This window comes from Finegoldia sp. (assembly GCF_046991905.1).
Classification (GTDB): Bacteria; Bacillota; Clostridia; order Tissierellales; family Peptoniphilaceae; genus Finegoldia.
Genome location: NZ_JBKWZF010000046.1, coordinates 1 through 11,329 on the forward strand (window position 1 = coordinate 1; position 11,329 = coordinate 11,329).

Consider the following 11,329-nt stretch of genomic DNA (forward strand, 5'->3'; position numbering starts at 1 on the left):
GTATTAATATCTTGTATCAAATAAATATTTAATAAATGAATCATAGCTATCTATGGCTAAATATTTTTGTTTGTTATTTTCACTGAATAAATAACCTATTCGTTCGAATAAAAGTTTGTTGAATCGTTTAATTGAATTTTTTGAAGTAGCTATTAAAAAAACAGCATATATTGTTTGGTTATTCCATTGTATGCCGTTTTTATTAATTAAAATGGCTATACGATTTTTTATAGAATCTTCTTGGAATGAATGCGGAATGGCGAAACTATTCATAAAACAAGTTGGACTTAATGATTCTCGTTGCAAAACGTTATCTATGAAGGTGTCGTTTACAGAGCCATCTTTCTTTAATTGTTCTGCTAGAAATTGAATAGCTAAATCTTTAGTATTAATTTTTTCGGAAATAAAGAATAGATTTTCTGAAAAAATTTTTTTTGATATAGTTTTAAAAGAGATTAATTCTTTGCTTTTGATACAATCTTTTATTGCAACTTCAATACTTATAAGATCATGTTCTAATTGAAAGGGATTTAGTAGAATTGTTTTTTTATCAGTAATATTTGCTAAGTTAGCTGTTGAAACAATTAAATCTGCATTACCAAAAGTAGATAATTGATATAGATTATTAATAGTAATGATATTAGCAAAATCGCTATATTTTTCTAACAATGTTTGAAAGACTTTATCATCTAATAAAGGGTGATTGTTAGAATATAAAACTATAGTTATCTTTTCAGAGTTTTTTAAAGACTCTTCAATAATAAAGCCAAGATGTATAGCTATTAAAGCTACCTCGTTTTCAGGTATGACAATATTAAACTCTTGATTAAGATGCTGACATAAAAAGACGGCAATGTCATAAATATATATGCAATTATCTTTTAAATTATTGGATTCAGGAAAATTACAATAATTTCCATTTCTAAGTCGTTGAATTAAGTTAAATATATGATCTGGAAAGAATTTGAGGAGTTCATTATTCTCTACGTGTATACCAAAATGAGAAATAGCATTGTTTAAGCATGTATTTAACTTTTTGTTGAAATTTTTAGGATATTTCTTCTTTTCGGCCGTATCATTTGTTTTTCGTTTAATTATGCCATTTAGACAACAAGCAATCATATTAATGATAGTTAAGTTGTTTTGTAATGTATTGTCTAGATAATTAACAATTTCTGTAGCTATTTTAATTTCTATGGTTTTACTTGTCATTGTATCAATAGGTTGTATGGATTCATCAAACAAGTTTATAATGGTAAAAATGTTTATTAATAAATTTTTTTCGTAATATGGGGAAATGAAACAATTATTATTATCGATTATTTTTTTTATCTGGCATGTTAAATCTTCTATGTCAATTTTAGGAAAAAAATCTGAAAAATCCTTTAAATCCTTAAATGTTAATTGAGTTTCTTGTTGAATTAAGTTTGAATATAATTGTTGTTTAGAGAAGTTACTTCCTTCAATATGTAATTCAGAGTTTTTTCTATAGATTTTTAACTGGTATGTACTAATTTCTAAATTTAATCTTTTAATTACATTTTGTAGTGAAGTAGGAGAAATATAAAATTTTTCTGCAATATCAAAAAAATTAGTTGGTTCATTTTTCAATAATAAATGTCGCAATAATACCATATCTATACTTTGAGGTACTTTTTTAAGTAATTGAAGAGAATCTTTAATTTTATTTTGGGCGATAAAAAAACCGCTTTGGTCAGAATAAATTAAAGGTTCATTGTCAATACAATTAATTTTATGAATTTCATTTCGAATAGTTTTGTCTGATACGGAAAGTGCTTGACTAATTGTTTTGCAAGGGGTTTGACCATTCAATAATAAAAATTCAACTATCTTTTTTTCTGTTTGTGATATACATTCCATGATAAACCTCCTATAATCTATTTTCATACAAAAAAATTAATAACGTGTTTCAAGCGAACTATAAGTAATTATATTTATGAAGTGTGCTCATAAAAATATTAGTTTACTCAATCTAGTTCTAATAGTGTTTATTATTTAATATTTTTCAGTATTAGTATCTAATAATTGAAATAATTGTCAAACCAAAAATTTCTAATAGGGATGGTAAAACAGTGTTATTCCATGTTGTATGATTACCCCTAGAATATCATTGTTTGTATATTAGATTATTATTTTTTATAGTGATGGTGAAAGGAGGACAACTTAATGAAATGTAATGTATTATCTGATTTTTTATGGGGATCAGCAACCGCTTCTTACCAATGTGAAGGTGCTTGGAATGAATCTGGTAGAGGTTTAACGCAATGGGATGAATTTAGCCATAACAGTGATAAGAACATTAACAATGTTACTGGTGATAATGCTGCAGATTTTTTTCATAAATTTGAAGAAGATATAAAATTAATGTCCAAAGGAAACCAAACATCTTTTCGATTTTCAATTTCATGGACACGCATTATTCCAAATGGTGTTGGTAAAATTAATTATGAAGGAATTCAATTTTATAATAATGTTATTAATACATGTTTGAAATACAATATTGAACCAAATGTTACACTACAACATTATGATTTACCATTTTCAATTGCAAAAGAAGGTGGATGGACTAATCCAAAAATTATAGGTGCATTTAATAATTATGCAAAGGTATGCTTTGAAAATTTTGGAGACAGAGTGAAACTTTGGGTCACACAAAATGAGTTAAGATATTATGCACATTGTAGTTATTTACAAGGAAATTATCCGCCTAATCATATTTTAGATTTTGAATCATATGCTAAAACATTATATTATGGAATGGTAGCATCAGCATTGGCGGTTAAGACTTATCATGACATGAAGTTAAATGGAATGATAGGGATTGTTCATGCTTGCGGAGCTGTTGAGACATTGCATGATTCTGAAGAAGATAAAATTGCTCGATTTAATGCAGATTTATATTATATCAGAAGTATCTTAGATCCAGCTCTGAAAGGATATTTTCCTCAAGAATTAATTGATAAAGCAAAATCTTCTAATATAGATATTTCGTTCATAGACCAAAAATATGACGCAATATTAAAAGAAGGAATTGTAGATTTTGTGGGATTAAATGTGTACGTTAGAAATTTAGTAAAACCTTATAGTGGTGAAGAGTCATATATGTCTTTTAATAATCAGGGAAAGAATTCAAATAAGCTTGAAGGTTCAGCTATAAAGGGATGGTTTGCTTCAGATGACGATCCATCAACTCAAAAAAATTTTTGGGGTCGAGAAATGTATCCAAAATGTATTTATGATTGTATAAAGTACGTTAATAATAAATATCCAAATGTGCCATTGATGATTACAGAGAATGGTGTTGCCAGTTATGATCAAGTAGAAGATGGAAAAATTAACGATGATGAACGAGTTCAATATACAAAAGAATTTATTAATTGGGTAATTAAGGCATATGATGAAGGATTACCAATATATGGATATTATGTATGGTCAACGATGGATTTATATAGTTGGGTTAATGGTTATGAAAAACGTTACGGTTTAGTATACGTTGATTTTGAAAATAATTATAAACGAATTCCTAAAAAAAGCTGGTATGAATATAAAAAATGGATTGATACGTTTCAACGGAATCATCTAAAGGAAAAATAGAAGGATAACTTATGAAAAAAGAAGATTTACAAATTGTAGCATTTCAAATGATTTCTTATGCGGGAGAAGCTGTAGCAGCTTATGTAGAAGCATTAAAGCTGTTTCGTGCTGGTCAAATAGAGGAAAGCAGAAAAAAATATGAATTAGGTAATGAAAACTTAAATTTATGTCATACGAAGCAAATGGAAGTCATTGTAAAAGAATCAAATGGAGAGAACGTACCATATAGTTTGGTAATGACACATGCGCAAGATCATTATTCAACTGCATATAATTTACAGTTGTTATGCAAAATTTTTATGGATAAGGAAGATTAAAACATTAAATTAGTGAGAGGAGAGAGTTAAAGATGAACTCTGAAAAGCAATCAAAAGTTGAACAACTTATTGAGAAAAGATTATTACCTTTAGCTACATGGGTAGCACAAAATACATATATTCAAATACTATCGCAAACATTTATTTCGTTATTACCAATGATTGTAATTGGTGCATTTGCATTTATTGTTTCTAAATCACCAATTAACTATACAGGATTTGAAGAAGGGACTTATTGGTATAATTTTTTCTTAAATTGGGATACATTTGCAAATAAATATTTAATTCCAATTCGTTTTATGAAATCTTGTACCTTAGGATCTTTATCATTATGGGTTACATTTGGTATAGCCTACAGATGGGCAAAAAAATATGATTTGGAAGTACAGTCTACTATTATCGTCGCTTTAGTTAACTTTTTCTTAATTAACTCTAAATATGTTGATGGCGGTATTTCAACAGATTATTTTGGTGGAGAAGGATTGTTCTCAGCGATGATTGGTGCATTTTTGATTTTAATCCTTTATAGGTGGATGTCAAAAAAAGGAATTGGTAATATCAAATTCCCAGCCAGTGTACCGGCAACGTTGCAAAAAGCAATGTCATCAATTTTGCCTTTAACACTTTGTTTTTTAGTAGGTTGTTTAGCTTCTGGATTAACAACTCAATTATTAGGGGTATCTATTCCAGATTTAGTTATGATGATTGGGCGACCTATTACAAAAAGTATTGATAATCCTATTGCTCAATCTGGAATCACATTCTTTTCTGATATTGGCTATTGGTTTGGAATTCATACAGCTGCAGTTGAAGCACCTTTCAACCCAATTTTATATGCTAATTTAAGCGCTAATGTGGATGCATATTCAAATGGTGTTGCAGCCACTCAATTGCCTTATATTATCAATATTGCGTTTAGATATGGATTTACTGGAATTGGTGGTTCTGGAGCAACGTTTGGATTAGTACTATTACTGTTGAAATCTAAGTCAGTTACAATGAAGCAGGTTGGAAAATTATCTATTATTCCTGCTTTATTCGGTGTTAATGAACCAGTTGTATTTGGATTACCGATTATGTGTAATGTAACAATGTTTATTCCATTCATCTTTACAGAAGTGATAAACTGTTTCATTTCTTATTTTGCAATGTCTGCAGGGTTAGTAAATCGTTGCATGTTCTATATGGGTGGTACAGCTCCTGAAATTATGCGTTCTGTATTAAGCAGTATGGATTGGCGTGCAGCAGTACTATGGGTGATTTTGGTTATAGTAGATATGTTATTCTGGTATCCTTTCTTTAAAATGTATGAGAAGCAAGAGATCAAACGAGAAGCAGAAGAATTAGAAAGCCAGAAAGTTGCTGCATAAAATTGATAAAAATATGTGTCTATTGGTTGAAAATAAAACCAATAGACACATGTCGAATTTTTTTTACAGTTTTGATATATTAATAAGACCAGTTAATATATGCCTAAATGAGTGGTCTAGAAAGTATACAATATTTAGTTCAGAAGTATTGTAAAGTGAGGATAATTATGATTAATGTAGTTTTAGTTTGTACACAAGGTATGAGTACTAATATTATGCGTGGAAAAATCGAGGAGGCAGCGAAAATAAAAAATATTGATATGAGTGTAATTGCCGTAGGACTAGATGATTTAAGTAATCATTTAACCGATACTCAGATTGTAGTTTTGGGTCCTCAAGTTAAATATGCTACTAAATCAGTTAGAAACGAAATCGATAAAGTAAATACTAACATTAAGATGTTTGTTATGAATTTTCAAGATTACGGTTTGATGAGAGGTGACCGTGTTTTAGAAAACATCTTAACAGAATTAGGGATAAAGTAGAACAAAGACAAAAGTAATTTGATGCTAATTACTTGATAAAATATATGAATTTGAATGAATTGGAAACAATCATACCTCTTGTCACAAATATTTGTGTAATAGTGTCTATTTTATATTTTTTGTATAAATATAAAATGATTAATATAAAATTTATTTGCTTTGGTTTTGTTGAATATCTAATCACGCAAGTTGTATATTCTTTGATTTTATCTTTTATTACTGTATTTTTTAAAGTTCAATTATATACAATGTTCAAGGTATTATTGCTTGTTCTGATATTTGTATCAATTAAAAAAACTTTATATAAAAAAATATATAAACCAAATTTAACTAAGGAATATATTTCTTTAGGATTAGGTGTTGGTCTGAATACATATATAAATCTTATGTTACCAACAATTTTTAATAATTTGATGTATTCAGTGAGAATAAATAATGGTTCAATTTTTCAAAATATGCTAGATAAAGGATATTCGTTAATGGAAATTAATAGATATATTGAAGTTTTTAATGCAAATTCAAGTAACTATTATATATTTACTGCTATTTGCTGTTTGATTCCTTTTCTCTTGCATATTGGCATTTCTTTATTAATACAAAAAAATGTAAATATATATAAAGTATGCATATTTGGTATTTTATTTGAATCTATTTATTATATAGTCCCTATATACAATTATCTTTTGGCGAATGTATTGATTATTATTACCAGTGTATGTTTCATACTATTAATAAATTATAAAAAGGAGACTTTCTATGTACGAAAAATACTTAGTAAATGATATTCCAAAGGAATTCCTCTGGGGAGGTGCAGTAACAGCATCTCAAACTGAAGGGGGGTGGGATTGTGGAGGCAAGGGAGTATGCCCTCCTGATTTGATTCCTTTGGTAAAAAATAGAAAACAAAATAATTTGATGACGACAGTTGATATACAATCTGCAATCGAAGATAAAAAAAATTATTATCCTCGTAGATATGCTATTGATTGGTATCATGATTATAAAGATGATATTAAATTATTAAAAGAATTGGGAATAAAATGTTTAAGAACTTCAATTAATTGGGCAAGAATTTTTCCTAATGGAGATGATGAATATCCAAATGAAGAAGGGCTCAAATATTATGATGGTTTTATCGATGAATTGTTAAAAAATGGGATAGAACCATTAATAACTATTTCTCATTTTGAAATGCCAGTTAATTTAGCACTTAAATACAATGGTTGGTATAACCGAAAAGTAATTGATTTTTTTGTAAAATATGCCACGGTTTTATTTGAAAGATATAAAGGAAAAGTACATTATTGGATTCCGTTTGATGAAATGAATTTAATTGCGAGAGAATCATTTAATCAATTTGGAATGCCTTCAGATGTAATCCCAAATACTTTTGAAAATAAATTACGCGCGTTACATCATGAGATGGTTGCTGCTTGTAAAATCACTAAAATTGCACATGAGATTGATAAAAATAATAAAGTGGGAACAATGATCACAAATCATTTATCTTATCCTTTAACATGTAAACCGGAAGATGCCATGGCTTCATTAAAAAATGATCAATTTGAAGATTTTTATATTGAAGTTCAAGCGTGTGGTGGATATCCGAAAACTATGTTTCGCTTTTTGAATGAAAATAATTATGACATAGATTATCTGGAAGAAGATGAAATAGTATTTCAAGAAGGAAAAGCTGATTTTATAGGTATCTCTTATTATAATTCTAGAACTGTATCAGCAGTCAGTGTTCAAAATTTAGAAGATCCAGAAGTTGAAAATCCATATCTTGAGACAAGTGATTGGGGATGGATTATTGATCCGTTATGTCTTAGATATTGTTTAAATCGATTATATGATCATTATCATTTACCTATTTTTATTTTAGAGTTAGGCCTAGGTACTCATGATACTGTTGTTGATGGTAAAGTTCATGATCAAGAGAGAATTCATTACTTAAGTGAACATTTAAAACAAATGAAAGAAGCTATTCTAGATGGAGTACAAGTTATGGGTTGTTTAATGTGGGGACCAATCGATATTGTTGCTAATTCTACGGCTCAAATGAGTAAACGATATGGTTTTATTTATGTTGATATTCAAGATGATGGTTCGGGAAGTAGAGCTAGAATAAAAAAAGATAGTTTTGATTGGTATCAACGAGTTATTGAAACTAATGGATCAGAATTATAAAGTGAATAACGTAAAAAATAATATATGCTTATCTAGTTATAGAAAAGTAATAATAAGATTGTTAATGTTGATAATTGGTTCTTCTTTAATGGGAATTGGTACACAACTGGCTGTTAAAAGTGGTTATGGAGCAGATACTGTAGCACTATTATGGGAAGGTTTAATTTTAAAATTTCCTATCACTTTAGCAGAAGCAAATTTATATTTTTCAATTACTTTGCTAGTTTTAGTGCTGTTTTTGAATCGTAAAATGATTGGAATAGGAACTTTAATTTCTCCTGTCGTACAGAGTTTTACTATGGAAATATTAGATTCTATTTCAATTCATTCAAATTCGGTAATTTTAAATTTATGCTTAATGTTTTTAGGGATTGTAATAATTTCTGTTGGATGCGCTTTATATTCTAATGCAGATTTAGGATGTAGTCCGTACATTGGTGCAATTCAAGCAATAACGCATAAAACAAAAATAGGAGTTGGATGGATTAAAACTATGTTTGATGGAGGATGTTTGATTGGAGCTATTATTTTAAGTAAATATCCTTCGATTGGGCCTGTGGTTAGTGTATTAATTAGTGGTTATGTAATGCAAGTAACAGAAAATAGTATAAAAAAATACCAGTATCTTTATAAATTTTAAAAGTGAAAGAATTTTTTGATAAGACAACAACAAAATTTATAATATGATCGTTTTTGGAAAGAGCCATTAATCGAATTCATGTGTATAGTGATTAAGCGGTAGAAGAGGACTTCGAATGAAGTTCTTTTCTTTTTTGGTAATCCGCAATTAGATAGGGTCGACTAAAAGTTGGCTTCAAAAATTGTAGGGCCGAAAACCCTATGTGTGTTTAAAGGATTATTAACTAGGGAGCAGAGATTTCAATATCTCTGCTCTTTTATAATGGGTGATTTGAATCAATGTATTCTGTTAACTTGTCATATAATTCTTCGAATCTTATGTCAATGTATCCTCGTAGCTCTTCAATTTCAAATTTCATTTCAGTGTCTTGAAGATTTCTGAAGTATTCGATCAATTCGATAATATCTTGTGCATCCATGATTATTTCTCCCTTGGTTCCAGGCTGAATGTTGCGTTTGAATCGAGTACATACATTACGCGATTGCGGAAGCGAAGCCAGTTGGTGTAACCATTGGCGTTGTTCTTGATACACTTGATAATCTTGTTTCGATTCTCAATGATCGCATTATTCACTTTTTTATTGCAGACCACCACCTGGCCTTTGTCTGCTTCAACTTTATATTCAGTACCTACAATCGTAAATGAATTGATGATTTCCTGTTTCCAGTTAATAAGATTATTAGAGAATTTGATCATTTCTTCAATGTTTGTATCAATGCAGCTGCGAATCAGTTTTTCTAGATTCACTTTCGCATTGTCGATTGTAGATTTTGAATAGAAGTCTACAAGTTCTAGTTTTAATGAGTAACAAATAGTTAAATCATTATTGATTTCAAGCAGTTTCTTTCTTAAATCATAGTAGTTCATATAGCTTTTAAAATGAGAGTTGTATTTACGCTCACGTTCTACATCAAACAGTCTTCCATATTTATCTTCATCTTCTGGATTTTTAAATAACAGCCAGTTGAATTTTTTGAGAAGATAATATTCATCTGAAGCCTTATTATCTTTATATCCCTTCATGACTTTGATACGTACCTCATTCATTTTCCTATGGAAATCTTGGGAAAGATGGAAATAATCCAAAAGCATACAACAGGATGGAAACACCTTATGTACGACATCTCTATATACTTCATACATGTCTGAACAGGCGTATTTTACCTTTTTGCGTTCTTCTAAAGGGATCTTTTGAAAGTAGTTTAAAAGATATTCCTTTTTACGATTTGGAAGAACATCAACAGGAATCTGTTTTTTAAAATCAAGAAGAACACAGACATATTTACTCTTTTCGGATTTAAAGGCATATACCTCATCAAAATTAATGATTTCCGGAAGCGGGTTTCTGCCAATATCCACATGATTATCAAAAATAGTGGATACAGAAGTTGGAGAAACATGATATCGTCTGGCAACAGAAGTAAATGTTTCGTTGAAGTCTTTCAGATCCTTCAGAATATTATGCACAGTAAGAATCGATATTTTCTGGGATTTGAAGACAAAAGGATTGAATTCATAATAGGTCTTTCCACAACATGGACATTTGTAGCGTCTTGCCCTGTATTTTATTATGCATTTCTGTGTGGTAAGAGCCGAATGAGTGATCTCCTTGGTTACATATTCCTTGATTTTAGGCGCAGTAAACCCACAGTAAGGACAAGCCTGATGTTTATCTGTAAGAGTAACGATAAGAACCATCATCTTATTGAACGTAGTACAGAGAATATTGGTAATATCATTAGGATTCAGGTGAAAAAGATTGATTAACAGCAGCTTGAAAGCATCATTTTCGATCATAAGATCATCTCCTTTCTGATTTCAATGACATAATACCAAAAGAAATCAGAATCAGAGTTGCGCCCCTGTTGGTGACAGTACACAAAGTTTACAATAACTTCTAGTGGATCCAAAGAGAATATTGTGACGCTTTAAAGATTCTATTTTCAAGTCATCCTGTTTGAAATCTCTCCAGTCTGGGAAGAGTGAATCCCAAAATTCGATTACACGAGCTTTAACTTTACGAATCGTTTGTAGAGCAACTTCAAAAGAAGTAATCAAATCATCATTCTCATCAAGCGTGACAATATAGTAAATGAAAAGATAAGTGAACTGAGTATAAGGAACAAAATTAGTTGGAAGCAAGGCATGGGTGGATTTACATTGAGTACACTGGATACGCTGAACATGAATTTGAATCTTACACTCACCACTGGAAAGATCATCAATGATCACAAATCTTGTGTAGTGTCCATATAATATAAAAAGGCCAACGACACCACAAACAGGACAATGTAAAGACAGCAAATCGATCGCATTAACAAAAGCTTGATAATCATCTTTATTCAAAATCAGGTTGAAGTCGTTGGTAATTTTCAGTATCATATAATTGTCTAAGAGGACGGGTAGAAATCACAACTTTGATCGGTGCTGGATTTCTACCTTTTTTTACGTCCAATCCCTTCTAAAAATACTGTAACAAAAAGATAGGGAAAGTAAACCCTAAAAGTGTTTAAAGGTCATCTCTATCTCAGAGTCAAAATCCCTATGACTTTTAAAGGTTGATTTATCCCTATCCAATTTTATATATTCTTTTTTTGATGCTTCACTTATCCACTTGAATCACAGTGCTGTTGGAGTTCTCACAAGATATGGACTGTTGCTGTATGAACTTCATTCATATCATATGCTATGGATAACCCGTAGCTATTTCAA

General features: G+C 29.8%; 10 protein-coding genes. 6 read left to right on the forward strand and 4 right to left on the reverse strand.

Going from position 1 to position 11,329, the window contains the following annotated elements; all coding sequences use genetic code 11:
* Window positions 1-3: 3 nt before the first annotated feature.
* Window positions 4-1,881, reverse strand: a complete 1,878-nt coding sequence (locus ACLUJM_RS11025; RefSeq protein ID WP_412412814.1) for a BglG family transcription antiterminator — start codon at window positions 1,879-1,881, stop codon at window positions 4-6.
* Window positions 1,882-2,187: 306 nt separating this feature from the next.
* On the opposite strand from ACLUJM_RS11025, the gene ACLUJM_RS11030 reads away from it, so the two are divergent.
* The 6 genes from ACLUJM_RS11030 (at window position 2,188) to ACLUJM_RS11055 (ending at window position 8,617) form a co-directional block, all read left to right on the forward strand.
* On the forward strand, window positions 2,188-3,615 hold the full coding sequence (locus ACLUJM_RS11030) for a glycoside hydrolase family 1 protein (protein ID WP_008818130.1): 1,428 nt from the start codon (window positions 2,188-2,190) through the stop codon (window positions 3,613-3,615).
* An 11-nt stretch (window positions 3,616-3,626) separates the two neighbouring features.
* On the forward strand, window positions 3,627-3,932 hold the full coding sequence (locus tag ACLUJM_RS11035; protein ID WP_008818131.1) for a PTS lactose/cellobiose transporter subunit IIA: 306 nt from the start codon (window positions 3,627-3,629) through the stop codon (window positions 3,930-3,932).
* A 32-nt stretch (window positions 3,933-3,964) separates the two neighbouring features.
* Complete coding sequence (locus ACLUJM_RS11040; protein ID WP_008818132.1) at window positions 3,965-5,302, forward strand: PTS sugar transporter subunit IIC; 1,338 nt, start codon at window positions 3,965-3,967, stop codon at window positions 5,300-5,302.
* A 167-nt stretch (window positions 5,303-5,469) separates the two neighbouring features.
* The gene (locus ACLUJM_RS11045; RefSeq protein ID WP_008818133.1) at window positions 5,470-5,787 is read left to right on the forward strand and encodes a PTS sugar transporter subunit IIB; all 318 of its coding nucleotides are present in this window, start codon (window positions 5,470-5,472) and stop codon (window positions 5,785-5,787) included.
* A gap of 756 nt (window positions 5,788-6,543) precedes the next feature.
* Window positions 6,544-7,977: a glycoside hydrolase family 1 protein gene (locus ACLUJM_RS11050; protein ID WP_118325122.1), complete on the forward strand. Its 1,434-nt coding sequence runs from the start codon at window positions 6,544-6,546 to the stop codon at window positions 7,975-7,977.
* Entirely contained in the window at window positions 7,961-8,617 is a 657-nt protein-coding gene (locus tag ACLUJM_RS11055; protein WP_008818136.1) for a YczE/YyaS/YitT family protein, read from the forward strand. Before ACLUJM_RS11050 ends, ACLUJM_RS11055 begins: the two co-directional genes overlap by 17 nt.
* Window positions 8,618-8,873: 256 nt before the next feature.
* Here ACLUJM_RS11055 and ACLUJM_RS11060 read toward each other — a convergent pair whose 3' ends face one another.
* From ACLUJM_RS11060 to ACLUJM_RS11070, 3 genes are read right to left on the reverse strand one after another with little or no spacing between them, the layout of a single operon-like run.
* Window positions 8,874-9,035: a hypothetical protein gene (locus ACLUJM_RS11060; RefSeq protein WP_008818137.1), complete on the reverse strand. Its 162-nt coding sequence runs from the start codon at window positions 9,033-9,035 to the stop codon at window positions 8,874-8,876.
* Window positions 9,036-9,037: 2 nt separating this feature from the next.
* Entirely contained in the window at window positions 9,038-10,414 is a 1,377-nt protein-coding gene (locus ACLUJM_RS11065; RefSeq protein ID WP_412412815.1) for an ISL3 family transposase, read from the reverse strand.
* A 51-nt stretch (window positions 10,415-10,465) separates the two neighbouring features.
* The gene (locus tag ACLUJM_RS11070) at window positions 10,466-10,999 is read right to left on the reverse strand and encodes a DUF6431 domain-containing protein (RefSeq protein ID WP_244343515.1); all 534 of its coding nucleotides are present in this window, start codon (window positions 10,997-10,999) and stop codon (window positions 10,466-10,468) included.
* Window positions 11,000-11,329: the final 330 nt, after the last annotated feature.

Excerpts from the sequence above, each read along its gene's own strand:
- ACLUJM_RS11070 (WP_244343515.1), bottom strand. The coding sequence starts at position 10,999 with ATGATACTGAAAATTACCAACGACTTCAACCTGATTTTGAATAAAGAT.
- ACLUJM_RS11040 (WP_008818132.1), top strand. The coding sequence starts at position 3,965 with ATGAACTCTGAAAAGCAATCAAAAGTTGAACAACTTATTGAGAAAAGA.
- ACLUJM_RS11055 (WP_008818136.1), top strand. The coding sequence starts at position 7,961 with ATGGATCAGAATTATAAAGTGAATAACGTAAAAAATAATATATGCTTA.
- ACLUJM_RS11065 (WP_412412815.1), bottom strand. The coding sequence starts at position 10,414 with ATGATCGAAAATGATGCTTTCAAGCTGCTGTTAATCAATCTTTTTCAC.
- ACLUJM_RS11030 (WP_008818130.1), top strand. The coding sequence starts at position 2,188 with ATGAAATGTAATGTATTATCTGATTTTTTATGGGGATCAGCAACCGCT.
- ACLUJM_RS11050 (WP_118325122.1), top strand. The coding sequence starts at position 6,544 with ATGTACGAAAAATACTTAGTAAATGATATTCCAAAGGAATTCCTCTGG.
- ACLUJM_RS11025 (WP_412412814.1), bottom strand. The coding sequence starts at position 1,881 with ATGGAATGTATATCACAAACAGAAAAAAAGATAGTTGAATTTTTATTA.
- ACLUJM_RS11045 (WP_008818133.1), top strand. The coding sequence starts at position 5,470 with ATGATTAATGTAGTTTTAGTTTGTACACAAGGTATGAGTACTAATATT.
- ACLUJM_RS11060 (WP_008818137.1), bottom strand. The coding sequence starts at position 9,035 with ATGGATGCACAAGATATTATCGAATTGATCGAATACTTCAGAAATCTT.
- ACLUJM_RS11035 (WP_008818131.1), top strand. The coding sequence starts at position 3,627 with ATGAAAAAAGAAGATTTACAAATTGTAGCATTTCAAATGATTTCTTAT.